General features: G+C 67.1%; 27 protein-coding genes, 1 tRNA gene and 1 pseudogene. 11 read left to right on the top strand and 18 right to left on the bottom strand.

What is annotated here, in order from left to right:
- The first annotated feature begins 43 nt into the window (after positions 1 to 43).
- A complete protein-coding gene (locus tag ACFWSK_RS27805) occupies positions 44 to 955 on the top strand; it encodes a YIP1 family protein (protein WP_383791690.1) in 912 nt (303 codons plus the stop codon).
- A 114-nt stretch (positions 956 to 1069) separates the two neighbouring features.
- Here the strand turns inward: ACFWSK_RS27805 and ACFWSK_RS27800 are convergent, their stop codons facing one another.
- Both ACFWSK_RS27800 and dcd read right to left on the bottom strand, forming a co-directional pair.
- A complete protein-coding gene (locus ACFWSK_RS27800; RefSeq protein WP_383791688.1) occupies positions 1070 to 1570 on the bottom strand; it encodes a phosphoribosyltransferase in 501 nt (166 codons plus the stop codon).
- Between the two features lie 6 nt (positions 1571 to 1576).
- Positions 1577 to 2152: a dCTP deaminase gene (gene dcd / locus ACFWSK_RS27795; protein ID WP_383791684.1), complete on the bottom strand. Its 576-nt coding sequence runs from the start codon at positions 2150 to 2152 to the stop codon at positions 1577 to 1579.
- Between the two features lie 523 nt (positions 2153 to 2675).
- On the opposite strand from dcd, the gene ACFWSK_RS27790 reads away from it, so the two are divergent.
- Positions 2676 to 2746 (top strand) — tRNA-Gly (locus tag ACFWSK_RS27790).
- 54 nt (positions 2747 to 2800) lie between these two features.
- Here ACFWSK_RS27790 and ACFWSK_RS27785 read toward each other — a convergent pair.
- The 11 genes from ACFWSK_RS27785 to ACFWSK_RS27735 form a co-directional block, all read right to left on the bottom strand.
- A complete protein-coding gene (locus ACFWSK_RS27785) occupies positions 2801 to 3979 on the bottom strand; it encodes a tyrosine-type recombinase/integrase (RefSeq protein ID WP_383791680.1) in 1179 nt (392 codons plus the stop codon).
- Complete coding sequence (locus tag ACFWSK_RS27780) at positions 3979 to 4188, bottom strand: excisionase family DNA-binding protein (RefSeq protein WP_383791794.1); 210 nt, start codon at positions 4186 to 4188, stop codon at positions 3979 to 3981. Before ACFWSK_RS27780 ends, ACFWSK_RS27785 begins: the two co-directional genes overlap by 1 nt.
- Positions 4189 to 4711: 523 nt before the next feature.
- Positions 4712 to 6190 (bottom strand): ATP-binding protein, encoded by a 1479-nt coding sequence (locus ACFWSK_RS27775; protein ID WP_383791677.1) that lies wholly within the window; start codon positions 6188 to 6190, stop codon positions 4712 to 4714.
- A gap of 3 nt (positions 6191 to 6193) precedes the next feature.
- Positions 6194 to 7060: a bifunctional DNA primase/polymerase gene (locus ACFWSK_RS27770; RefSeq protein WP_383791674.1), complete on the bottom strand. Its 867-nt coding sequence runs from the start codon at positions 7058 to 7060 to the stop codon at positions 6194 to 6196.
- Positions 7061 to 7145: 85 nt separating this feature from the next.
- Positions 7146 to 7607 carry a hypothetical protein gene (locus ACFWSK_RS27765; protein ID WP_383791671.1) on the bottom strand — a complete coding sequence of 154 codons (462 nt, stop codon included), beginning with the start codon at positions 7605 to 7607 and terminating at the stop codon, positions 7146 to 7148.
- Positions 7608 to 7813: 206 nt separating this feature from the next.
- Positions 7814 to 9931, bottom strand: a complete 2118-nt coding sequence (locus ACFWSK_RS27760; protein ID WP_383791668.1) for an FtsK/SpoIIIE domain-containing protein — start codon at positions 9929 to 9931, stop codon at positions 7814 to 7816.
- A 63-nt stretch (positions 9932 to 9994) separates the two neighbouring features.
- Positions 9995 to 10549, bottom strand: coding sequence for a hypothetical protein (locus ACFWSK_RS27755; RefSeq protein ID WP_383791665.1), 555 nt, complete (start codon positions 10547 to 10549; stop codon positions 9995 to 9997).
- A 24-nt stretch (positions 10550 to 10573) separates the two neighbouring features.
- The gene (locus ACFWSK_RS27750) at positions 10574 to 10912 is read right to left on the bottom strand and encodes an RRQRL motif-containing zinc-binding protein (protein WP_383791662.1); all 339 of its coding nucleotides are present in this window, start codon (positions 10910 to 10912) and stop codon (positions 10574 to 10576) included.
- A complete protein-coding gene (locus tag ACFWSK_RS27745; protein WP_383791658.1) occupies positions 10912 to 11760 on the bottom strand; it encodes a DUF2637 domain-containing protein in 849 nt (282 codons plus the stop codon). The genes ACFWSK_RS27750 and ACFWSK_RS27745 overlap by 1 nt, the downstream gene beginning before the upstream one ends.
- Complete coding sequence (locus ACFWSK_RS27740; RefSeq protein WP_383791655.1) at positions 11757 to 12041, bottom strand: DUF6303 family protein; 285 nt, start codon at positions 12039 to 12041, stop codon at positions 11757 to 11759. Before ACFWSK_RS27740 ends, ACFWSK_RS27745 begins: the two co-directional genes overlap by 4 nt.
- The gene (locus ACFWSK_RS27735) at positions 12038 to 12304 is read right to left on the bottom strand and encodes a DUF6284 family protein (RefSeq protein WP_383791652.1); all 267 of its coding nucleotides are present in this window, start codon (positions 12302 to 12304) and stop codon (positions 12038 to 12040) included. Before ACFWSK_RS27735 ends, ACFWSK_RS27740 begins: the two co-directional genes overlap by 4 nt.
- 530 nt (positions 12305 to 12834) lie before the next feature.
- On the opposite strand from ACFWSK_RS27735, the gene ACFWSK_RS27730 reads away from it, so the two are divergent.
- Both ACFWSK_RS27730 and ACFWSK_RS27725 read left to right on the top strand, forming a co-directional pair.
- Positions 12835 to 13611, top strand: coding sequence for a GntR family transcriptional regulator (locus tag ACFWSK_RS27730; protein ID WP_383791649.1), 777 nt, complete (start codon positions 12835 to 12837; stop codon positions 13609 to 13611).
- A gap of 12 nt (positions 13612 to 13623) precedes the next feature.
- Positions 13624 to 14172, top strand: coding sequence for a UTRA domain-containing protein (locus tag ACFWSK_RS27725; RefSeq protein WP_383791646.1), 549 nt, complete (start codon positions 13624 to 13626; stop codon positions 14170 to 14172).
- Positions 14173 to 14700: 528 nt separating this feature from the next.
- On the opposite strand, the gene ACFWSK_RS27720 is transcribed toward ACFWSK_RS27725, so the two are convergent.
- Positions 14701 to 15921 (bottom strand): hypothetical protein, encoded by a 1221-nt coding sequence (locus ACFWSK_RS27720; protein WP_383791643.1) that lies wholly within the window; start codon positions 15919 to 15921, stop codon positions 14701 to 14703.
- A gap of 340 nt (positions 15922 to 16261) precedes the next feature.
- On the opposite strand from ACFWSK_RS27720, the pseudogene ACFWSK_RS27715 reads away from it, so the two are divergent.
- The 3 genes and pseudogenes from ACFWSK_RS27715 to ACFWSK_RS27705 all read left to right on the top strand — a co-directional run.
- Positions 16262 to 16378 (top strand): annotated as a pseudogene (locus ACFWSK_RS27715) (DNA-binding protein); the annotation flags it as partial.
- 337 nt (positions 16379 to 16715) lie between these two features.
- Positions 16716 to 17063, top strand: a complete 348-nt coding sequence (locus ACFWSK_RS27710; RefSeq protein WP_383791640.1) for a transcriptional regulator — start codon at positions 16716 to 16718, stop codon at positions 17061 to 17063.
- Entirely contained in the window at positions 17060 to 17731 is a 672-nt protein-coding gene (locus ACFWSK_RS27705; protein ID WP_383791636.1) for a nucleotidyl transferase AbiEii/AbiGii toxin family protein, read from the top strand. Before ACFWSK_RS27710 ends, ACFWSK_RS27705 begins: the two co-directional genes overlap by 4 nt.
- Positions 17732 to 18249: 518 nt before the next feature.
- On the opposite strand, the gene ACFWSK_RS27700 is transcribed toward ACFWSK_RS27705, so the two are convergent.
- Positions 18250 to 18702 (bottom strand): hypothetical protein, encoded by a 453-nt coding sequence (locus ACFWSK_RS27700; RefSeq protein ID WP_383791633.1) that lies wholly within the window; start codon positions 18700 to 18702, stop codon positions 18250 to 18252.
- Positions 18703 to 19388: 686 nt separating this feature from the next.
- Between ACFWSK_RS27700 and ACFWSK_RS27695 the strand changes: the two genes are divergently transcribed.
- Entirely contained in the window at positions 19389 to 20192 is an 804-nt protein-coding gene (locus ACFWSK_RS27695) for a DPP IV N-terminal domain-containing protein (RefSeq protein WP_383791630.1), read from the top strand.
- A gap of 152 nt (positions 20193 to 20344) precedes the next feature.
- Positions 20345 to 20629, top strand: coding sequence for a hypothetical protein (locus ACFWSK_RS27690; RefSeq protein ID WP_383791627.1), 285 nt, complete (start codon positions 20345 to 20347; stop codon positions 20627 to 20629).
- A gap of 122 nt (positions 20630 to 20751) precedes the next feature.
- Here the strand turns inward: ACFWSK_RS27690 and ACFWSK_RS27685 are convergent, their stop codons facing one another.
- Both ACFWSK_RS27685 and ACFWSK_RS27680 read right to left on the bottom strand, forming a co-directional pair.
- Positions 20752 to 21234: a hypothetical protein gene (locus tag ACFWSK_RS27685; RefSeq protein WP_383791624.1), complete on the bottom strand. Its 483-nt coding sequence runs from the start codon at positions 21232 to 21234 to the stop codon at positions 20752 to 20754.
- Positions 21235 to 21344: 110 nt separating this feature from the next.
- Complete coding sequence (locus tag ACFWSK_RS27680) at positions 21345 to 21704, bottom strand: DUF6228 family protein (RefSeq protein ID WP_383791621.1); 360 nt, start codon at positions 21702 to 21704, stop codon at positions 21345 to 21347.
- Positions 21705 to 21852: 148 nt separating this feature from the next.
- Here ACFWSK_RS27680 and ACFWSK_RS27675 point away from each other — a divergent pair, with 148 nt between their 5' ends.
- A complete protein-coding gene (locus ACFWSK_RS27675) occupies positions 21853 to 22212 on the top strand; it encodes a type II toxin-antitoxin system RelE/ParE family toxin (protein ID WP_383791618.1) in 360 nt (119 codons plus the stop codon).
- A 6-nt stretch (positions 22213 to 22218) separates the two neighbouring features.
- Positions 22219 to 22560, top strand: coding sequence for an XRE family transcriptional regulator (locus ACFWSK_RS27670; RefSeq protein WP_383791614.1), 342 nt, complete (start codon positions 22219 to 22221; stop codon positions 22558 to 22560).
- Positions 22561 to 23143: 583 nt separating this feature from the next.
- Here ACFWSK_RS27670 and ACFWSK_RS27665 read toward each other — a convergent pair.
- On the bottom strand, positions 23144 to 24149 hold a 1006-nt coding region (locus tag ACFWSK_RS27665), incomplete at its 5' end, for an IS30 family transposase (protein WP_383791611.1).

Raw genomic sequence — 24149 nt, 5'->3', positions numbered from 1 at the left:
CGGCTCCCCCACCCCACACACGCGGACCAGGTACGTTCGATTCGTGGCTGGATTCAGGATCGGACGCGGCCGGGACAACCGCACACCGCAGCAGCACCCGCAGCGACAGCCGTACGGCACGCAGGCACCACCGCCGCCGTACGGCCAGCAGTCGTGGCCTCCGGCAGGAGGCACCGGAGCGCCGTACAACGGCGGCGGGCACCAGGGCGGACCTCGCGCGGGCAGGCACCAGGGCGGGCAGAACGCCGGCAGACACGAGGAGCCCGAGTACTTCGGCGACCCGTATCACCAGGGGCCGCCGCAGGACCCGTACGCCAACAGCCCGGGTCACACGACGGCGTTCAGCATCAACGAGGACCCGTACGGCGACGGCGACACCTACCGCGCCGGCCAGGCTCCCGCCCAGCCCGCGGGCCCGCGCCTGCCCTGGAAGGACCTGCTCAAGGGCATCGTGCTGCGCCCGGGCCCGACGTTCTGGCAGATGCGCGACTACCCGGTCTGGGGCCCCGCGCTCGTCATCACGTTCCTCTACGGACTGCTCGCGCTCTTCGGCTTCGACCAGGCCCGCGACGAGGCGATCAACGCGACGATCTCGACGGCCGTGCCGTACGTCGTCGTCACCGGTATCGGTTTCGTCATCGGCGGGCTGGTCCTCGGCGCGGTCACCCACACCCTGGCCCGCCAGCTCGGCGGCACCGGCTCCTGGCAGCCGAGCGTGGGCTTCTCCATGCTGATCATGTCGATCACGGACGCCCCGCGCCTGCTCTTCGCGGTCTTCCTGGGCGGCGAGAACTCCCTCGTGCAGGTACTCGGCTGGGTCACCTGGCTGGCCGCCGGCGCGCTGTTCACCTCGATGGTGAGCAAATCGCACGACCTGCCGTGGCCGAAGGCGCTGGGCGCATCCGCGATCCAGCTGATCGCCCTGCTGTCGATCATCAAGCTCGGCACGATCTGAGCGGCTCCCCACGGACGACGCAAGGGCCCCCGGCACCAGCCGGGGGCCCATCTCAGATCTTCGGTCCGCTGTTTCGGTACCGCTATGACGCCGTCCTGCGCATCTGCCCCACGACTACGAGTCGAGGACCTGTCCCTCACGACGCACGACGGGCTTCTCCACGCTCCACGGGAAGTTGATCCACTGATCGGTCTTCTTCCACACGTACTCGCACTTCACGAGCGAGTGCGACTTCTCGTAGATGACCGCGCTGCGCACCTCGGCGACGTGATCGATGCAGAAGTCCCGCACCAGCTTCAGCGTCTTGCCGGTGTCGGCCACATCGTCGGCGATGAGGACCTTCTTGCGCGAGAAGTCGATCGCGTTGGGGACCGGCGCCAGCATGACGGGCATCTCCAGGGTGGTCCCCACCCCGGTATAGAACTCCACGTTGACCAGGTGGATGTTCTTGCAGTCGAGCGCGTACGCCAGTCCGCCCGCGACGAAGACCCCGCCGCGCGCGATGCTGAGCACCACGTCCGGCTCGTACCCGTCATCGGCCACGGCCTGCGCGAGCTCGCGCACCGCGCTCCCGAAGCCTTCGTACGTCAGATTCTCCCGCACGTCACCGCTCATCCGGCATCACACCTGCGTCCGATGGAAGTTCATGAACGATCGCGAGGCCGTCGGCCCGCGCTGACCCTGGTACCGCGAGCCGTACCGCTCGGAGCCGTACGGGAACTCGGACGGCGAGCTGAGCCTGAACATGCACAGCTGCCCGATCTTCATGCCCGGCCAGAGCTTGATCGGCAGCGTCGCGACGTTCGACAGCTCCAGCGTCACGTGACCGGAGAACCCGGGGTCGATGAAGCCGGCCGTCGAGTGCGTCACCAGCCCGAGCCGTCCGAGCGAGCTCTTCCCCTCCAGCCGCGACGCGAGATCGTCGGGCAGCGAGATGACCTCGTACGTGGAGGCGAGCACGAACTCGCCGGGGTGGAGGATGAACGCCTCGTCCCCCTCGGGTTCGACCGTGCGGGTCAGGTCGGTCTGCTCTACGGCAGGGTCGATATGCGGATAGCGGTGGTTCTCGAACACCCGGAAGTAGCGGTCGAGCCGCACATCGATGCTCGAGGGCTGCACCATCGACGCGTCGAACGGGTCAATGCGCACCCGTCCGGCGTCGATCTCGGCCCGGATGTCCTTATCTGAGAGAAGCACGTCCCGAGGATACGCAGAACGCGCGAGCCCGCCCCAACCGGACCGCCCTCGCGCGCCCGCCTGCCACTTCGCTCCGGCTCCTCGACCGTGCCCGACACCCCCGGGCGAAAGCCCTACCGCTGCTCGAACACCACAGGAACCGCCTGCCTCAACCGGGCACAGCGCGGACAGCGGATGAGCCGCCCGGGACCGATCCGGCCGGACCCGAGCTGCTGCATCGGGAACGACGAGGTAGCAAAAACGTGCCCTTCGGCACAACGGACGACGGTGCGCTCCATCGACTCCATCAAGCCCCTTCCCCAACCAAGCCTTGGACGAGAAAGGCCACATTAGGGGATGAACAGGACGCCGCTCCAGGCGGCACTCCGACCACCACGCTACGCCTTCAACTCCCGCCCACCACACCCGTGTCCACCCCACCGCACCCCCGCACCAACGCGGGGAAGACCCCGCGGCTCCTACGCCGGGGGCCTGCCATGGGGTACAGTGTGCGACGATGCACTGCCGATCATCGGCGCGCTTCGCGGGTGTAGTTTAATGGTAGAACATGAGCTTCCCAAGCTCAGAGCGCGAGTTCGATTCTCGTCACCCGCTCTTCCACGAACCCCCAGGTCATCGGCCTGGGGGTTCGTCGTTGTCTAGACCTCTCTAAGCGCCTTGCACCACCTCCGCACCACCTGACCCCTTCTCGCGCTCCCCACGCGCCTTCTCGCGAACAGCTCGCACCATCCGGTCCAGGCCGCCCGCCACCTCTTTCTGCCGCTCGTGGTCCGAGTGCTGATAGATCAGGGCCGCCTTCTCCGTCGACTGGCCAGCGCGCACCATCGTGTCCTTGAGCGTGGCTCCCGACCGAGTCGAAAGGGTGTGCCCGGTGTGCCGGAGGTCGTAAAAGCGGAAGTTCTCCGGCAGGCCGACCGCAGTCCGCGCCTTGCGCCACTTCCGACCGAAGGTCGAGCGGCGGAACGGCTTGCCCTTCTCCCCGACGAACAACAGTCCTTCCGGCCCCTTCTCCGCGTACCAGTCCACGTGTCGCTGAAGGTCCTTCCGCAGGAACTCCGGCAGGACAACCACGCGCTTTCCGGCCTCCGACTTCGTCGGCCCCTCCGCCCGCTTGCCCGAGGCCAGCTCCGGAGCGGCCTTCCGCACGACGACGGTGACGTTGTCCACGTCCACGTCTTTCCGCCGGAGTTCCGCCTGCTCTTCTGGCCTCAGGGGCCCGTAGGCCCCGAGGTAGACCATCAAGCGCCACCGGATGCCGATGGCGTCGGCAAGTGCGTCGACCTGGGCGACCGTCGCCACTTGGCCCGACTGAGAGACCTCCTTTCCGGCACCGCGAATGCGGCAGGGATTCCGCCGAATCAGTTCATCGTCGGTCGCAGTCTCCAAAATGGCTTTCAGCAGCCGGTAGGACTTCGCGACGGTCGTGGCACCCGTGGCGGTCAGGCGCTCCGCTCGCCACTCCCGTACGCGCGGTGGGGTGATCTCGTCCAGGTCGAACACGCCGAACGTGGGCACGAGATGGAGCCTGAGCAGCCGGTTATACAGCTCCTCCGTAAGGGGCGCGACGCCCCTTTCCACCACCCACTTCGTCGCGTATTCCTCGAAATTCACCGCGCCGGCGTCCGGGTCCCGCCACGCGTCGCGGGTCATGTCCGCTTCGACCTGCGAGAGCCAGATCTCGGCAGCGGTCTGCGTCTCAAAGGTCTCGGGTGCGCGGCGTCGTTCCCCTGCCGGGTCCAGGTAGGAGGCGGTCCAGCGGCCCGACCTGTACTGCCTGACGGCTCCGAACCGACGCATCGTCATCGCGTTCTTCTTGCGCTTGGCCATCAGGCAGCCCTCCTCATGCGGCGCCGCGGCCGGATCGGTTCAACGGTGTTAGCTGCAAGGAACTCTTCGACGGCACTCGCCGGGAAGCGCACGTGGGTACCGACCTTCAGGTACCGGATGCGTCGCTCAGCAACGAGTCGGCGGGGGAACCGTTCGGTAGTCCCCAACAGCTCCGCGAGCGCGGGAACGCTTAAGTAGGTCTCTTCCAGTGCCGCAGGTCTGGGCACAGAGGGAACGGCGGTGAGTCGCCGGGCAGGGTGAGCAAGGTTGCTCATTGACTGGCTCCCTGGGATTCGAGGCGGGCGTACTGCGGAGCACGCCCCGCGTGTGTCCTAGGTGTGGATTTCTGCGTCACAGCGTCACGAGCGTCACGCGGGCTTCTGGCCTGGTGTTTTGCGTGACGCAGTGGTGTGGGGGTGCGTCATTGGTGCGTCACGGGCTGCGTCACGCCGTGACGCAGGTGACGCAGGATGACGCAGAGATTTCCGTCTGCGTCACGCCTGTATCCGCAGGCCAGGGGCTGTTCTTTCCGTGAGCGTGACGCTGTGACGCAGAGCTTCCCTACTTAGGAAAGAAGAAGGGGGTGTCTGTAGTGGTCCGGTTGCCCTCAGAGAGTGAATGAGGGGCCGCTGCGCGGCACGACTACCGGGCGGCGTTCCGCCGAACAGCAAGAGGAGCACGCCCCCGGGGGCCGGTGCTCCTCTTGCTTGTCCGGGGCGACCGAGCTGCGGGTCAGAACGCTTCTGTCTGCTCGTCTGGGGGCGGGCTGGTGGAGCGGCGGGTCATTTCGAGGTAGCGGCCCTCACGGGTACGGCCGCTGTCGATGAGGACTCCCCGGGCGGCCAGGGTCGGTTGGAGGCGCTTGAGTCGGTCGGAGAGGACTTTGCCGGTGGTCGGCCAGCCCTTGGGCAGGGGCCGCAGGTCGTCGCCGCTGTAGAGGCGGCTGAGGCAGTGCAGCCACTCGGTGGACGTCATCTGCTGCTCGGCGCCCGGGGCCATGCCGTCGGCGTGCGTGAGAACGGTCTGTGCGAGCAGATCACCTTCGATGACGTCGTCGTTCAGGTCGTCCAGGCTGGCCCGGTAGGCGGGCAGTGCTCCGAGGCTGGTTGCCACGTCGAACTGCGCGCACAGGTGGGCGAAGTCGGCCATCCGTAGATCGGTGGGGGTCTGCGCCTCGGCCGCACGGATTTTGACCGTGAGGTCGAGGAGCGAGCCGAGGATGACGGGCAACGCCTCTTCGAACTCCGCCCACAGTTCCGCCTCGGTGCGGCGGACGAGGGGCCGTTCCAGTCGCAGGGGCAGGAGTCGTTCGGCGAGGTCGGGGCGGATGACTCCGACGTCGATGCCGGTGAGGAGGAGGGGGCGGCGGTAGCGGGCCCGGTGCACGTCCCCGTCGGTGAACAGGGCGCGCTTCACCGACTCGGCTCCGGTGACGATGCAGCACATGGCGTCGGACAGGTCCGGGGCCATGTGGGAGAGGTTGTCCAGGGCGGTGATCCATCCGGCCGCGACGGCCGCGATCAGGTTCTCCTCATCCTTCGGAGCCCGGCGCAGATCCCCGCTCATCCCCTCGACGACCCGCAGGAGCATCCGTCCGGCCGTGGACTTCCCCGCCCCCTGTGGCCCGGTGAGGAACGGGGCAGGGACGGGCACCGACGGGCCCAGGCAGCCAATCAGCCACGCGATGGCCAGGCACTCAGTCTCCGCGTTCGCGAAGTTCGTCAGCCTAAACAGGAGATCGATGCCCTTGCCGTCGGTGTCCTTGGCCGGCAGGGGGAGTTCCCCGGTGAGCTGGGTGCGCCGCCAACACACCTCGCGCGGGTCGGGGATGGTGATGTCCCAGCCGGTGGGGTGGATACGGACGGACTGCCCGTCATTGCGGCCCAGGTCCAGCCACGTCGCCCCGTCGAATCCGGGGGCGACGCGGATGTGCACCGGCTGGGTGTCCTCGGTCAGTGCGAGCGCTTCGATCAGGTCCAGTGCCTCCTTGAGTGCGGTCCCGTTGAACACGCCGCGGCCGTCTTTGAACAGGCCGACCATGAGTTCCTGCCGGTGGCTGCCGGTCGTGCCCTGGGAGCGGATCGGACGGGCCACGGGGTGGCCGTTCTTCTGGGCGTACACGGTGCCGTCGGCGGTGCGGAAGTACCGGAAGTGCTGCTGCGCGTAGTCGGTGATGACCTCGCGTGCCGGGTTCTTCTCGTCCTCGGACATGGCTCACATCCCCAGCGCGGTGCGGGCGTTGGTCCACGCGTCGGTGCAGTGCCGGAGGGATTCCCCCTTGCCCTGCGCGGCGGCGAACAGTCGCCCAATATGGGTGTCGGTCAGGCAGCCGCACCGGCCATGGGCGGACAGGACGGCGAGGAAGGTCCGGTACGCGGTTGCGTGCACCGCGCTGGTTGCCTGGGTGATCTGCTGCTCGGCCATGGCGATGCCACGCTCCAGATAGGCGGGCGTGCGGTGGCGGCACTCCCCGCCACCGGGCCGGGTGGGAACACTGACAATGCGGGGTGCGGGCGGGAGCGCGGGAGACCCCTTGACGACCAGCCCGCGCACGGTGTCCGGCAGGTCGGTCATGGTGCCGGTGCCGGGGCCGAGCCACCGCGCGTAAGACATGCGCGACTTGATGTCGACGCCCGCACGGACCGCGTTCGCGGACTGCATCGCGCCCCGGTAGACCCAGTGCTCGCCGCGAGTGGTGAGCACGGTCCTTGTGGGCGGCAGGGTCCGTCGGGCCCAGGTGACGGCGGCGGTGTCGTCCAGGTCTACGACGGTGAGTCCGGCGCCGCCGGGGTGGTAGGCCACCGCTGCCGCTTCTCGCCACAACCTCTCCCACTCCCGCGACCGCAGGGCGGTGGGGTCGGTGGTGGCAGCAGCCCATCCGTGGCAGGGGCGGGGGCAATGGCAGGGCCCGGGGGTTTTCATGTTCGGACGGCCGCCGCAAGCGTTGTCCCGGCAGGCCGGGCAGTTCCCGAACGGGACCTTGCCCGCCCGCAACGGCAGGACGGGAACCGTGCGGGCGGCGAGGTCCAGGGCGGTGTTCAGGTGGGCGGGCACTCGCCGGATGAGGGTGGGTTGGGTCATGCTGGGTGTCTCCAGTTCTCTGATGAGGGTGGCTGGACGAGGGCGGCCCCGGACTTTGGCGAGACGGGGGCCGCCTTCGGCGTAGCTAGCCGTGGAAGTGGTTGCGCTTGATGACGGCCTTGCGGATGTTCACCGTCGTGCCGCCCTTGTGCTGGCCGGTGGCGGTGAAGACCTGGATGGCGATCCAGCCGCCGAAGATGACGGCGGCCAGGATGATGAGTTGCTGGATCAGGGCGGCGAGTGCGGCGATGAACGCGGTCAGCAGGACCAGGCCGCCGCAGACCGCGGCGAACCCGACCCCGCCCAACGCGATGTTCACAGCGGCCCGCGAGATCACCGGCTTGACGGTGACCGGTTCGGGGTGGGCGGGGGCGATGGCGTAGCCGGTGATGACCCGCCCGTCGGGCAGGACGATGGTCGTCACCGCAGGGACTGTTCCGGGTTGGACGGGCACGAGCGGCGCGGCCTGAACGGTGGCGATCGGGGTGGGCTGGTGGATGGTCACGGCCCGCTGGGCGGGCTGGTGGCTGGCGTGGTCGGGGAACATGTGGAATCCCTTCCTCTGCTGGGTCAGGGAGGCGGAAGCACCCCCATCGGGAGGCGCGTGGAGAGGGGTTCGGGGGTGCTGAGCTGGGGTGACTCCCTGCCTCCCTAAACATCATTTGTGCAGGTCAGGTCCAGGGAGGCGGGTCAGGGAGGCGGTTAGGGAGTTCTCCCTGCCTCCCTGACCCGCCCGGGGTTGGCTCCCTGTGATCAGGAAGCGGAAGCGGAACCGTCGCTGTCCCGGTTCGCGAGAGCGCGGGCGATGCGCTCACGGCCCACGACCATGCGGCCATCGGACTTGTAGGGCTCGGCCGCGGTGCCGTCCAGGACCCGCTTGAGGTCGGCGTGCGTCCACTTGCCGTAGCTGTCCTCGGACAGCACCGCGAGACGCTGCAACACGTCCTGGGTCAGGACCCGGTTCGTGTTCCCGATGACGGCCGCAATGTCCGCGAGCGGGTCACGCTCCTCGCCCTGCTCGATGACGTGCAGGGTGGTGACTCCGTCGCGCAGAGCGCGGGCCCGGTTGGCGATCTCCTTGGCCTGGTCGTCATCGATGTAGTGGGTGCGGATGGTGATGGATGCCTGGCCGGCCGGGATCGCGATACCGTCCGACGCGACGACCAGCGTTCCCTTGTCCAGGCCCTGACGCAGCAGATGGGGAGCGGCCCCGCCGTCGACGGCCTTGTCTCCCAGCGCCATCTTGGCCTGCGACTCGGTGCCCAGGACCAGCGATGCGCGGGTGTGGGCACCCTCGCGGACCAGCTTGGGCAGGTTCTGATCGGTCGGGTCCTGCGTGCCCTCCCACAGGGTCACGTCGACCGCCCGCCCCTGGTTGTGGACCTTGCGCACCGCCATGAAGTAGCGGGACGTGGCCTTCGACCCGCCGTACGGGCGCTTCTCCGCGTCCATGACCGGGCACATGAACGCGAGCTGCGCCTCGTCCACGATCCCGACCAGCGGCGTGAACTTCGTTCCCGGCGGCGCCTGGAGACGGCGCTCCATCTCCGCGACGAGACCCTCGACCATCTCGGTGGCCTGGATGACGTGGTCATCCGTCGGCCCCTGGATAAGCACCGTGGCCAGGCCGTCGAACATGCCCCAGTCCCCGATGCCCTTGAGGTCGGCGATCCGGAACTCCACCGTGCGGTCCAAGGCCAGCCACAAGGCGAGGGCCCGGAGGGCTGCGGTCTTGCCCTGGTTGGACAGCCCGGTGATGAGCAGGTGGCGCTGATACAGACTGATCGCCGCCGCGTCCCCGCGCAGGTCCTGGCCCCACGGAGCCTTACCGGACTTGTAGTCGGCCCTGGCGTCCGCGTCCGTGACCAGCGGAGACGGGCCGATCGGCTCGTCCAGCGCACCACTGTCCGCGATCCACAGCCGGACGGTGCGAGCCGCTTCGGGGATGGTGATGAACACTTCGTGCTCGTGCCGGGACAGGTTCTCGGCGAGCTTGCGGCGCCGCTTCTGCACCTCGTTCGTGGCGACACCGGAGGGCAGCGTCACGTCGACTTCGACGCCGCATCCGGCGATCCGGATCGGTCCCAGCATGGAGGCGCCCGCGTCGCCCATCTCCTTGATCGCGGTCCGCAGCGGTGCGATACCGAGGTTGCGCAGGGCGAGGACGACGACGGACGGGGTGATCGGCTCACCCGCACTGGACCGGGCGTTGGCGGGCAGCGCCCACTGGGGTGCGGCCTGCTGGTTCTTGCCCACCGCCCACAGACCGAGCAGCACCGCCCACGGCCCCAGGGTGACCAGGGGTCCCCAGGTGACGGTGATGATGAGGATGATCCAGCGGACCAGTTCGATGAGCGCCATGGTCGGCGCCCCGATGTCGGTCCAGTCCTTGTTGGCGACGGCGAGCATGATGCCCAGGATCAGCAGACCGCCCGCCCCGATCCCGGCGCCGGCCGCGATGCCCTTGGCCGCGTCCATCGGGGCCGTGAGCAGGTCCATGCGGCGGCGGTGGCGTTCCTGCCGGAAGCGCTGCCCGCGCTCCTCCCACTCCGCTGCCGCTTCCATGTTCCCCGCGGCTTCAGCCGCACGCAGCAGACGCTCATACCGGGAAGCCGTGCGGCCCTCCCACGTGCGGCGGGCCACGATCCGCGACCCGCCCAGCACATACATCCCGTGGCGAGCGGTGACACGGCAGACGGTCTTGGTGTTCTCGTGCGTCGCCACGGTGCGCACACGCCTTGCGGAGCGCACCCACAAGGGCACAGGAGGCTTTTCAGCGGCCGGAGTTGCTACAGCAGCCACAGCGACGGGCGGGGCCGCCTCAGGGGCGGTGGTGGTCTTGTCGAAGAGGGGAACGACGTTGTCGCTCATGGCGCAACGACTCCTGACTGCCCCGGGACCCGGAGCGAGGGGAAGTGGAGGTGCGGGGGTGGGTCAGGCTGCGGCGGCGGGGACGAGGCGACCGGCGAGGTATTCGGCGCCGTACGCCTCCTTCTCCTCCTGCTCCAGGCAGCGTTCGTGCTCCCGGTACTGGCGGCGGGACTGCTTCTCGACTCCCAGGTCGTGGCGCAGACCAGCGACGAGGCGGTCGTGGACGCCTTTGCGGCTGGTCTGCATGGCGTGGACCAGCTCGTGCACGAGGGTGATCGCGAACACCGCCTCGTTGGGGTGCTGGTCGACGTTGAGGACGACCAGGACCCCGCCGTCGGCGAGCGGGATGGACCGCCCGGCGACTTCCCGGGCGTAGCGCTTCGCGTCCCGCAGGGCGCGGGCCTGGACCCGCTTGTCGGTGCATCCGGCGGTCTCCCACTCGGCAGCCGTGCAGACCTCGGCCAGGTTCCGCTCCGAGGTGAGAACGACCTTGACGTCGGGCATCCGGCCGGGCACCGCCCGGTTCACGACCGTGACGGCCTGCTCGGCCAGACGCTTCGCGGTCCGCAGGGTCCCGCCGTAGCCGAAGAGCTTGTGTGTGCTGACGGTCAGCTTCACTACATCTCCGTTCGATGCCGCAGCTCAGGCGGCAGACTCGGTGTCCAGGTCGGAGCAGGGCACGCACATGCCGAGCGAACGCGGGATGCAGTACCCCGCGTCCCGTCGGCAGTTCGGACAGGTCCGCCGCGCGGCCATGGCCTTAGCCAGGGCAGCGGCACGGCCCGGGGTCATCGGGCGGACCGGTTTGGCCCGGTCGATGCGGTAGAGGTAGGCGACCAGCGGTCCCCGCTTGCGGCGGGGCCGCTGGAGTTCGGCGACGACGTCCTGACCCCCCGGCCGCAACCCCAACGCGCGAAGCTGACGGCGGGTAGCCAGACCATCGGGAGCCATACGCCACCGGTAATCCGGAAGGGCGCCCATCAGGCCGCTGCCTCATCCGGCACGGTGGTCCGCTCGGCGCGCAGGGTCTCGCGCAGTACACGGGCCTTGGCCGCAGAGGTGTGGACCGCCTTGCGGATGGCTTCGCCGGTCAGTTCCTCGACCGGCCAGTCGGCGGTGGCCGACCGGGCTTCATCGAGAAGCTGCTCGGCGGTGCGGACCGGTCGACTCGACCGGGCGACGTCCGGGACCCGACCGGTCGCCCGACGCGGCCGGACCGACTCCTCAGCGAATACGCCGACCGGGGCCAGCTCGGTCGACGGCAGTTCCTCGACCGGTTCCGGCGCCGGAAGCGCGGGCGGAGTATCGACCGGTGCCAGGGGGGTGAGGGTCGACTCTTGCAGGTCAGAGGTAGACCGATTTGCGGTTGTCTCTGTCGTTTCCTCCGCAATTGCGGGGTCGACCGGTCGGTGGTGCAGGACCTTGGCGACGAGGTCGGAGCCGAAGTAGATCGACCCGACCGGCAACGACGTCGCCAGCAGCACCAGGGCCCAGTTCGCGGGGTCCCAGTCGGCCAGTCGACCCCAGTCGACCGACTTGCTGTGCAGCTCGGGGACGAGGCCGTGCACGTAGTTGAGGACGAGCGAGGCGATCGTGTAGGCGGCCAGGACCCGCAGCGCGAACCTGCGTGAGTCGCCGGTCAGTACGAGCGTGGCGACGAGGGCGAGGGCCATGAGGCCATCGACCACGAACGGGTACAGCAGGGCGGCCGTGCTGTCCGCGCCGGTCGCGGTCGCCACGTCCCGCAGCGCGTTCCAGGAAACCCGGAACGCCATCCCGACCACACCGACCAGAGCCGCGATGAGAAGCCCTTTACCGAAGCGGTTCATGCCGCACCGCCCGTCCGCTCGCGCACCGGCAGGGAGGCGAGCAGGTGAACCTGGGCGTCGTCGCTGTCCTCGCTCCACTCCCACTCGGCACCCTCGACCGGCTCGTAACCGAGCAGAGCAAGCGCGGCCGTCCGGGCGGCCCGCGTCGGGACCTCCAGACCGGTGAACACCTGCTCGGGCCACGCGTCGGTGGTGTTCATCAACGCCACGAACACCCGCCACCGGTCGGTGGAGCGCGACTCGGCCAGCAACGCCGTGTGCGTCCTCGTTGCGGTGCTCATGCGGCACCGCCCGTCCGCGCCGTCTCGGCTCGGTTCGTCAGGTCCCGGCGGGCGGCCAGCACCCGCCGGCGGGCCCTGCGGATGCGCCGCTCGTCCAGCTCGGTCGGCGTGCGATCGATGGTCATGATCTGCGCGTCCAGCAGCTCGACGCCCGCCAGGATGACGGGCATCTCCAGCTCGATCGCGTCCAGCTCAGCGGCCGACGGCTCCATATCGAGCGAGACGGCCGTAACGAGGTCCTGAAGTGCAGCGATGGTCTTCATGGGTCGTTGTCTCCTTCATGGGTCGGACGGCCCGAACAGCGGCCCCGGTGTTCGAGCACCGGGGCCGCGCGCCGTCTGCGGATGAAGCAGGAAGAGGTGTTCCGGCTCCCCTCTGCCCCGCCCGTACGAGACGGGCAGGGGAGGCAACCGGCCGCAGCAATGCGCGGCGGTGATCAGGGTCGTTCGGGTGTCTCCTTCGGGAACACGAGCTCCCGGTTTAGGCGTATGGAGACATGACCTTTCGGTCTAAGCCCTCCGGGACTGACAAGGGACCCGGGACCCTCCCCCCGACCAACGCGGGGCTCCTGTGTCGTGCGTTCGAAGCAGCCCAAAGAGGGCTCCCTCACGCTCCGCTGAACTAGTTCTGCGGTGCGCTGAGACGATTAAGACACGCCCCCGGGCGGGCGTCAATAGAACTAGTTCAGCGAGTCTGGAATCACCCCGCTCGCGAGCGCGACGAGCCCGGGTATCCTTCTAGGACTAGTTCTGCAACACTGGGGTTGGAGCGTCACTCACCAAGGGAGTCCTGCGTGCAAGAGATCAAGGTCCCGAAGATTCAGCGCCTAGCGGCTGAGCTTCGGACGAAGATCCAGGAGGGGGTCTATGCCCCCGGTTCGGCGCTGCCCAAGGTTCGAGAGCTTCAGGAGTCCGAGGGCGTCGCGTACCAGACCGCTCGCGACGTATACCGAGTGCTCGAAGATGAGGGTCTAATCATTTCCCGCAGGGGTGAGGGCACCTTCGTCTCACCGATCCTCGGCAAGATTCACAGGGATGGGACTGGCCGCTACATCAAGTCGGCCAGGGAAGAAGAAGGCGCACGTGGTGCTTTCGCAGCTGAGATCGCCCGACTCGGCATGACCTCGACCGCAACCACCGTGATCAGTCGGGAGCGGCCTCCGAAGCGAGTCGCGCAGATCCTGGGCATCCACCACTCCGCGAAGGCTCTCGTCAGAGCGAGGGTCATGCGCGCCGACGCCACAGTCGTACAGGTAGCAACGTCCTACTTCCCCGGTGACGTGGCATTCGGTACCCAGCTGGAGCAACAGGACACTGGGGACGGCGGCAGTAAGTCTCGCCTCACGGATCTCGGGTACCAGCAGGTACGTATCAGGGAGACCGTGGATGTGAGGCTTCCGAGCAAACAGGAAGCCGAAGCGCTCAGTACCTCTGCGGACAGGATGGTCTACGAGATCACCCATATCGGCCTCACCGAGCACAACAGGGCCGTGGAAGTCTGCGTGCACGTCATGCCCGTCACCCTCTGGTCGCTCAGCTATGAGTGGCCCATCGACCAGAACGCTGTCTGAGAGGAAATCGAAGTGAGCAGCAACACCGCCATCGTCCGTGACGCTACAGAGCGCTACCGCACCGAGCGCCGGGAGGCCGGCGAGAGTCGTGGAGCCTTCGAGACCGAGATCAAGCGACTTGGGGGTGCCCCTCGTGTAGAGACGGCAGTCCGTCGTGACACTGCTCCCGCGCAGGTTGCGAACCTTCTCGGCATTGCGGCTTCCGATCAGACCGTGATTCGTGCCCGGCACATGTACGACGATGACCGCCTGGTTCAGCTCGCCGACTCCTACATCCCCCTGGACGTGGCCGAGGCCGCGAGTATCGAGAACCCTGACCCCGGGTTGGGCGGCATTATCAGCCGGATGCGCGATGCAGGCTTCGAGCAGACCGAGGCGATTGAGGAAGTGTCGCTGTACGAGGCCACCTCCGTAGAAGCTGAGGCGTTCGGCGTCGAACCGGGCAGCAACCTCCTACAGATCACGCACACCGGATACACCGAAGGTGGGCGGGCTGTTGAGGTCACCGTTCACCGCCCCAGCCCCGGCTGGGTTCTCAGGTACAGCCCGCCGATCAGCTAGTCCCGGCACCTTCGATGGCCCGCACCACGTGGTGTGGGCCATCGCCGTTTCCGGGACCGAGAGCGCTCAGGGGACTCGCCACGCGGCGGTTGATCACCAACTGATTCGCTCCACCTCCGCACAACCTCAGCACCACCTAGGGCGGTCAACCACGGTCAACTACGGGGTTTCCTCAAGCTCAGTAACACTTCCCTGGTGATGCAACTCCGCAGGTCAGGGAGGATACGTGGACGCTCAGGGTCAAGATTCCCAAGCTCAGAGCGCGAGTTCGATTCTCGTCACCCGCTCTTCGCAGAAGGCCCAGGTCAATGACCGGGGCCTTTCTTGTTGCCGGGACCCTTTGTTGCGTGGTCGCGTGCCTTCCACGTGCCCCGAGCCGCACGAGCACGCCGCTCGGAGCGGTACGCGCTGCACCACCTCGCACCACCTGCGCCGGCGCTCCGCCGAGAGGGTCGCCATCTATCCACCGGCAACCTGAAAAGTTCGCGGCGTGCCGCGCCGGATCTGCGGTGGTAACGATTCCGGAACTCAGACGATCGACTTGATGGTCCTGTCCGCGTACCGCAGCGTCTCGTCAACGGCCTTGCCCATCTCGCGCACATCATCGGGCTTTGCCGTGAGGAGTACAGGGACGTTGATGATGCTCGTGGCAAGAAAGCATCCCGCCACGGTTAGGAATTCCTTGTACCGCTCACGGCCCTCGTGCCCGAGCGATTCCCAGTCCCAGGGCTCCGGCGGCAGACCCGCCCTCCACTTCTCCAGGGAGTGAGTGCCGTGGACTTCGACGTATTCCATGATGGCCGTGGCGCGCGACAGTACATCGACCATCGTGTCGAAGCCTTGCTGTGACTGCTCCAGAGCCGTCTCCGCAGCCTCGACCTCAATTCGGAGACGCTGCTCCTCCTTCTTGTTTCGGCGCTGCCGCAGAACGTAGAAGCCGGCGGCCGCCAGCGCTGCCACCGGGGCGGCGACCATGCCGGTGAGCAGGAAAATTCCACCCGCCATGCCCGCACCGCCCGCGGCCAGCGCGCCTCCTCCCAGGAGGGCCAGCGTCGCGTTGGTCGCGGCAACCCCGGAGAGCGTCGTAATAGCCGCTCCGGTCGAGGCGGACCCGAACAGCGCGGCCGCGGTGAAAGCACCGTAAGCCGCGGCGCCGCCGACCGCCGCTCCGGCCGCGCCTCCGGCGGCGGCACCACGGATCGCGTGAGCGATCCCGGCGGACATCGCCTCGATACGAATCGCCATAGGGGTTTCGCCCGTGCCCTCGGTCTCCTCACTCAGCCGCTCCGGCTCGGGAGCCCCGCTGACGCTTCTGGCCAGCTCCACGAACCTCATGAAAAACTTGTCGCGGACGACATCATGAACACGGTTGAAGGCTTCTGCGTGTTCTTGGGTGATCTTCGACCGCTGGGCCGCTTTCTCGTTGATCTCGGCGTGGCGTCTCTTCGTCTCCGCGACTTGATCGCGCAGTTTCACCGGCCGTTGGCCCCGCTGAAGAGCGAGGAACCTGGTTCGCTCCTCCGCCTCCTGCTTGAGTTGTGCGGGTGTCAGCTGAAGCGCCAGGGCGACGGCCGCCAGACGGTGCTCCCCAGGGCTTACGAGCCCGCGCTCGATCCGGGAGATCGAAACCGCTCCGCCCTTCCCGTAATCGGCCCGCTCAGCCAACTTATCCTGGGTCATGGAAGGTATCTGAGCCTGGCGGTGCTCGCGGATCACGAGACCAATTGCCTCTGCGCTGAAATCATTCACCGGTTCCGGCCCCCTTAGCCAGCGGGCTGTGGCGACGCCAGGAGGACCGAGCCTCACGCACCAGCGCACCACCGGAGTGGAGCGCCCGAGCGCCGTCCCCAACGAACTGCTTGGCCGCCTTGACGACAGCCGGATCACGACGGACTGCGTCGGCGGTCTGGATGTTCTGGGCCGCAGTAATGGTCAGTTGGGCAACATTGAGACGAGACATGACAGTGGGTCCTCCGTCGCTCACGGTGTCTACGGACGCAACATAGCTCCCCTTAGTGTTCGGGGCCCGCACTATGGTGAAACTTGCCGCTACGGTGACACGCTCAGCGTCTGAGTCCTCCTGCGCCCAATCGATGCCACGGTCGCCGAGGTAGCACTGCGCCAGCCAAAACCGGGCGCCCTCCTGGCATCCGACAGCGACGACATGGCCAAGCTCTGCGGCAACCAGGGCCGCATCATCCCTCTCAGACTCGCCAGCCCACCCGGAGCATGCACCTCGGCAGGTTCTGTTGCACTGCCGCCACCCGTGCCCCATCCGTGCCCAGCAGAGCGGACAACATTGGTCATGTACGGCTCCCAGGGGGTACAGGCAACTACCCCACTCCCGACAACCGTGCAGGTCAGAGCCGCCCCACCCGCTCAAGCACCCGTGATTCCCAAGCTCAGAGCGCGAGTTCGATTCTCGTCACCCGCTCCACAGCTCGAACCAAAAGCCCCAGGCCAGCGGCCGGGGGCTTCTTTGTATGCAGCACCTTGTCACCGTCCGGTCGGCCCCCAGCGGCCCCTCCCTGGATAATCGGGGTATGGCATCACAGCCCAGCCTTTCCGATCTCCGCCGTGCCAAGTTTGCCCGGCGCGCACCCGCAGCGCTCTCCGAGCTCGCCGGCCCCGAGCACGGCACAGTGAGCCTGCCACTCCACCTGGCGTGGTCGGGACTGACCACTTTCAACCTCGATCAGCCCCGGTTGCGGATGAGCTACTACCGCATCGTCCTGGCCGAGGGCCAGCATGACGATCTGATCCGGTACCTCAATCATGGCCTTCTCATCAGCCTGTGGCCCACACTGCGCACGCTGATCAGCCGTGATGTCCGTGAAGTCTGGGAACGCGCCTTCGACGAGTTGGCTCACAGCGCCCAGGCCGTGGCGTGAACCTCACCGACCTGCACCGTCGCTTGCTTGCAGACGTGCTTGCCGTAGGCGGTGCATACCCTCTGGCGCTTACCGGCGGTTACGCGGTCCAAGCGCACGGCCTGGTCGACCGGCTCAGCCAGGACCTCGACGTCGCGACCGAGAACCCCGAGCGCATGGAGGACATTGCGACTGCCGTGCGCATCGGCTTGGAGCAGCGCGGGTGGCAGGTCAGCGCTCTGGAAACAGACCCGCTGTCCGCGCGCCTGATCGTCACCGATCCCACCAGCCGTGAAGGGTGCGAAGTCGACATCCTCAAGGAAGCCCTCTGGCGACCGCCTGTGCACACCGAGCACGGCTTGGTGCTGTCACTCGAAGATGTCGTTGGAACCAAGGTCCGCGCGCTGTCCGACCGCGGGCTCGCCAGAGACCTGATCGACGTTCAGGCCGCAGCGAACCACTGGAGTCACGTCGAACTCGAAGAGCTCGGACGGCGCCATGCCCGCGACTCCTTCGACCTGAGCGAGCTGCAAGCTCGACTGGGCGGAGCCGACTGGATCGACGACACGGAATTCGCCGCCTACGGACTCGACGAGCAAGCAATCACCAGGCTGCGGCAGTGGGCACAGACATGGGCCGGCGACATCGGCGAACGACTCCAGGAGCAGGAGGCTCCGCACGAAGACTGAGGGCCGCACACAGACCGGACGTGCTCGGCAGGATGCACCTCAGGCTGCTCAGCCCTCAACGACCGTGCCCCATCCGTGCCCTTCGGAGCGGACAACAGCGGTCAAGCACGGCGCCCAGAGACCACGTAATTTTCGACCGATCCAGGCAAACATGCAGGTCAGAGCCGCTACAGCCGTTCAAGAACCGTTGATTCCAAAGCTCAGAGCGCGAGTTCGATTCTCGTCACCCGCTCCACAGCTCGAACCAAAAGCCCCAGGCCAGCGGCCTGGGGCTTCTTTGTCGTCTAGACCTCCTATGGTCCGCGTGCCATTCGCATGCCATAGGAGTCATCACGACGAGCCAGATTGAGGCTTCAATCGCCACTCACCGCAAAGGGCGGCCGAGAGTCCCGAATGCCGGGACGCATTTTCCAGCGACCTGCGCCACAGGCCTTGGGGTGCATGCCCGCCTGAGGGCCCTTCTGCTGACGTATCTCCTGGCCGGAGCGTGTGATCGCGCGATTCGAACCTGATTACCCTCACCAGGCAGGAGGGCGAGACTGGTCGCCACCCTCGATCTCCTTCGGCCAGTCAACGGGGGCACCATCCGTCCGGCTCAGGATCCCGGGGTCGGGTGGGCACTCTTCGTCATGCGGTCCGGACCAGTAGGCCCGCCGCGTGCGCGGAAGGGGTATCTCCACCAGCTTGCCGTCGTGGATCATCCACAGCCCGAAACAGTCATCCTCCTCGTCATGTATCAGGACCTGAACCGTCTCTGGCCGGGGCCACGGCAACGACTCCAAGTGCTTGAGAAGTCCGGATCTGCTGCGTATCCGCACGAACTCCGTACCCCAGCCGAACCCCCAGTTCCCGCCTGGGCGCATCTCGAAGAACACGCCGTTCCAGGTACGCGTGTCGTCCTGCCGCGTCAGAGGCTCCATGACTGCGTCCGCGTCCTGCGCCAGCACGATGACCTCAGCGATTCTGCTCATGCCGGAATACCACCGTGAATCACGGATGCATCGCAACCGAGATCTATCGAAGGTCAATTGATGGCAGCCATGGGTGCCTGCGTCGGCGATCAGGGGAACCAGGCCGCCTCCGGATCGCTGAAGAGCGTGTCAGGCCAGCCTGATGCCGCCGGTAATTTGCATGGCGGAATGGGCGCTGGACTTGCTCCAGTAGCGGACGATCCGGGCGCAACCGACCTCGGGAGGCGGGGGAAAGGACCTCGTAACGAGACGGAAGTCGAGCCAACATGCCCGGGGTATAGGAGTTTTGGCCCAATGGGCACTCACAGCGTCCCGCACCACAGCGGGGAACAGCGGTCAACAACAGCCCGTCTCATGGGCCCATCAGGGGGCCCTCAGGGGCATCCTGCCCGGTCAGGTCACCGAAGTACCTCAAACCCCCTTGACTCCCAAGCTGAGGCGCTGGTCCAGGATCTGATGGGCCTGACCCGGCCCCTGTGACGTTTCTTGATCCGGTTGCGCTCTTTGTACAGGGGGCCGGAAGCGCCGGCTGCCCCAGGAGGGCTCAAATGCTTTTCAAACGCTCCGTGTTGGCCGTAGGAATCGTCGTCGCTGCTGGTCTGCCGGTAGCAGGGGCCGCCGCGGCGGAGCAGGGGGCGCCGGCCGGCCGGATCACTGCCACCGACTATTCCTCCGACTCTCCCGCTATGGTCTCGCTCGACCCCGTGAGCGGTGAAGTCATCGGGACCTTCGCGCAGAACGCCGAGGACGGCGTCCTCTCTCCGAAGGGCTCCACCGTTGCGTACATCCAGCGCGACGACACCTGCATTCCCCAGACCGAGGGCTGCATGTACGCCCGGAACCTCGTGGTCGCCGACGGCGACGGCAGTGACCAGCACATTCTGGTCCCGGGTATTGCGCCCGAAACCAATGAGGCCCCGTCCGTCGAGCGCCCCGACTGGTCCCCGGACGGCAAGCGGATCGTCTACGACAGCCCGCGCGGTATGGAGTGGATCAAGAGCGACGGCACGGGACACGAGGTGCTCACGACAACCGGCGGCGCGGGCACCTTCTCGCCCGACGGCCAGAGCATCGCCTTCGTGAGGACCACCACGTACGAGACGCCCGACGGCTGGGAGAACGGCAGGGACGTCTGGGTCATGGACATCGCCACCCGGCAGACGCACCAGATCAGCACCGTTCGCAACGCGCTGTCCACGCCCGTCGACTGGTCCCCCGACGGGCAGCGCATCGTATACGTCGCCGAGAACGGCCTGAGCGCCGTCCACGCAGCAACCGGCGCCGTCACCGAGCTGCAGAGCAGCTGGACGACCCCCCTCAGCAACATCCAAGGCCCCGTCTTCTCGCCCGACGGCACCCGGATCGCCTTCTCCGCCGTGGACGACCTCGACCACACCCAGCGCACCTACGTCGCCGACTCCGCCGACGGAAAGAACCTCCAGATCCTCACGGACCAGGCTGTGACCCCCACCGACTGGCTGAACAGGTAGCCGGAACGCCGGCCGCGGGCCCGGGTGGTGCCTGCGGCCGGCCGTCCCGTGGTCGGCGGCCCAAGGGGTGCACAGTGGGCGCGACGAACGGCTGCGATAGCAGGAGCCCACGGACGCCTTGCCGCCGACCGCCCAACAACTACCGTGTCCGCGTGGATGAAGAACCGGTGGTCATCAAGCTCACGCGCGATCAAGCATTCGTCCTGTCTGACTGGCTCTACGAGGCCATGTTCAAGTCCGACGACTTGAGCGCCATCGTGAACGACCGCTCGGTCTGGTCTGCGATCTACGCCATCTCCGGGACACTCGACACGACGCTCAGCGAGATCTTCGCACCCGACTACGGCGAACGCCTGGCTGCGGCGAAGCAGCGCCTTCGCGAGGCCATGGGCGGCGAGGAAGAGGAAGCACCAGCCCAAGCCGTGTCGGAGGACTGACCCGGCCCATCAGGGGCGCACCACAGCGCACCAGAACAGCCGGTCAACTGCGGTCGCTGCGAGAAGGACCGAGGCGGTTCAGTAGAGCCAAGGGGGCAAGCCCCGCACTGCGGCCAGAAGTGCTACAGACCCCCTTGGTGCTGGGACAGCCATTCCAGGTGACGCGAGCGAAGTGCGTCCCGTTCGGCGCGAGTCGCGGTCATTACGTCGACCCCGCCGTCGTACGGGTGGACAAGCCACCCGAGGCCCCTCGGCGCGATAATGACCCCCGCAGTCTCGAAGTCCGCGACCTCTCGCAACAGTGGGTCAAACGTCGCCGGCAGGTTCGTGAGCGGCCCCACGTAGAGGTGCGTATACGTGCGGGCCTCCGGCTCCTCGGTCTCGTTCTCCAGGACGGTCCGCCAGTGTTCTCCAGGGGCGACACGCTCCAGGTCCGGTTCACGTCGGCGCGGAGATGGATCAGCGCTCCATTCGCAGGTGATCGCGATGAGTTCCTGCGCCGCACCGAGGTCGGCGAGGATCGCGTGCTGCCGTTTGAGCAAGGTCGCGTACTCCTCCTCGGTGACGGCGTACCTCTTGGACTCCGGCAGGCTGTGGAAGCGCACCCATCGGTCTGGATGAGCGGTGCGCAGCAGATGTCCGAGTGGGAGCGTGTCGCCTCAGTTGGATTCCCACGCCGTATCGAGGTCCAGCAGGCTGTTGTCAGCGGGCGACGTCATGGACTGCTCGTCAGGAACGCGTGGAAGTCGGCCGCCAGATTGCGCATGTCCTCGCCCGCGGCGTGCGCTGTGGTGGCCTCGAAGCGCCATACATCGGACGGCGGCCGGCCGTGAAGCCCCCATGTGAGGTGGACGTAGCCCCCGGGGTCGTGCTCAGCCGAGAGCGTCAAGTCACGTTCGAGGGAGCGCCACGTACGCACTCCTTCCCATCCCCGGAAGTCCTCAGCCAACTCCGCGAGGAATGAGTCGAGGCCATCGCCTCTCAAAGTCCGCACCGACACCTCGACACTCAAGGGATCATCGGGAAGGTACGCCCTCCGCGTTCCTCCCGGCACCGATCCACAGGTTCCGAGCATTGCTCGGTGATATGTACCCTCTGGCGCTTGCCAGTGGCCATGCGGATCAGGCGCACGGGCTCGGACAAGCCCAGCCACCGTAGACCTCGCCTATATTACCCCTGCATGATATTATGCACGGGTGGTGTCCTGGTGGGCGGGAGAGTGAATGCCATTCAAGATCACCGTTATCGAACCGGCAAAGAGCTGGCTACACAGCTTGCGCCACGCCGACAGGGACACACTCCTCCAGATCACTGCTGCCATCAACGTCCTGCAACAGGAAGGCCCGGCTCTCGGCCGCCCTTTGGTCGACCGCATCACTGGATCGAGCATCTCGAACCTGAAGGAGCTGCGGACGGGATCGTCCGGAGCCAGTGAGGTGAGGGTCCTGTTCGTGTTCGATCCTGGGCGCAACGCCGTGATCCTCGTGGGCGGCGACAAGGCGGGCAACTGGTCGGGGTGGTATCAAGCAGCGATCAAGGAAGCGGAAGACGCCTACAAGGCGTACCAGAATGACCAGGAATGAGGAGTCATGAGCGCCACTAAGCCGAAGACGGCCAGCTCCGTCGACTGGGATGACCTCAAGGACGAGTTTGGCTTCTCCACCGAAGAGGCCAAGGAAGTCCAACAGCGCACCACCGCGTTGCTGTCGGGGGTACGCGCACATCGCCTCGCTGAGGTACGCAAGCGCCAGAAGATGACGCAGACGGCAGTGGCCAAGACTCTCGGCGTCACCCAAGGGCGCATCTCGGCCATAGAGAAGGGTGCCATCAGTCGATCCGAGGTCGAGACTCTCGCCGCATACGTGGCGGCCCTGGGCGGGCAGCTCAAGCTGGTGGCTGACTTCGGCGACGAATCCCTGGTTCTGGGTTGAAGCGGCAGGCATCCAGCACGCCGACAGCCCAGTTACTGACTCTCCAGCGTCTCCGGCAGCTGACCATCAACACCTGATGTAGACCATGGTGCTCAGTCCCCGGGAACTCCGATACGGGGACAGTGGTCTGTCCAGCGCTGCTCGCGAAGCCGGAGGCGGAGTATCCGTCGCAGCCGGGCCAACACCCAGCCACCACCCGCGCCGACGTCAGCTCCCCTCCTGCGCCGTGCCCTCAACCCCAATCAGGCATTGCGCTGATCGCTCCCGCGAACCACGATCAAGGGCCGCTTCTGTGCCCACGCCCACGAGTCTGGACCGCACCTCAAGATCCGCACGAGCAGGTGCATGCACAGGCCGTGCCACTACGTGCCAGTCACGGGGGTAACCAGCGGTCAACAGGGGAGTCCCCGGACCGCCGGGAAGTAACGTGCGGCAGCATAATTTCGCAGGTCAAGGACCACATCACCCCCGAAGTGCTGGTTGCTTCCCAAGCTCAGAGCGCGAGTTCGATTCTCGTCACCCGCTCCATGATGAAGGCCCTGGTCAGAGGCGGATTCTCGGGGTCCTCGCAATACCTGATGGCTTACGCGGTCGTCAGTAGATCACGCAGGCGCTCGGCTGGGGTTCTCCAGCCGAGCGTTTTGCGTGGTCGGCTGTTGAACTGTTGGGCGACGTGTTCGAGGTCTGCGGGGCTGTGCACGGACAGATCGGTGCTCTTGGGGAAGTACTGCCGCAGCAGGCCGTTGGTGTTTTCGTTCGATCCGCGCTGCCAGGGCGAGTGCGGATCACAGAAGTAGACCGGTACTCCCGTGGCCACGGTGAACTGCTTGTGCGCGGCCATCTCGCAGCCCTGGTCCCAGGTCAAGGAGCCACGCAGGTGCTCGGGCGGGGTCTGGATCAAGGGCACCAGCACGTCGCGGACCTCCTCGGCGGTATGCCCTCCGGGCAGATGCCCGAGCATGACGTAGCGGGTGGAGCGCTCGACCAAGGTCACGATCGCACTCTCGCTTCGGGGGCCGACGATCAGATCGCCTTCCCAGTGGCCGGGAACCGCCCGGTCCTCGGCCTCGGCAGGGCGCTCGGAGATCATCACCATCTCGTCGACGAACCGGCGAGTGCGCTGTTCCGGGCTGCGGTGTGGCTTGCGGCGGGTGCGCCCCGTGCGCAGCGCGACCGCGACCTCGCGGCGCAGCCCGCCACGTGCCTGGACGTAGATCGCCTGGTAGATCGTCTCCGGACTCACCCGCATGCTCTCGTCGTCGGGGAACTCGATGACCAGAGCGTGACAGATCTGCTCGGGTGACCACCGTTCCCGCAACTTGTCCGCGACGAACTCGCGCAGTGAACCCGCACGGGCGAGCTTGGACTCCTTGGGGCGCGACCGGCTCTTCGCCCACGCCCGCTGGGCCCGATGCGGCTGATAGACGCCATCAACCGCACGGGTGTCGATCTCGCGCTTGACGGTGGACGGCGGCCGGCCCAGTGCCCGTCCGATCGCGCGTAGCGACTGGCCCTCACCACGCATGTCAGCGATCAACTCCCGCTCTGTCGCCGTGAGGAACCTTGGGTGCAGCACGGCCTCGACCGCC

This window comes from Streptomyces sp. NPDC058620, from assembly GCF_042717135.1.
Classification (GTDB): Bacteria; Actinomycetota; Actinomycetes; order Streptomycetales; family Streptomycetaceae; genus Streptomyces.
Note: the sequence above shows the minus strand (reverse complement) of the source record. Positions and strands in the feature narration are given on the sequence as shown.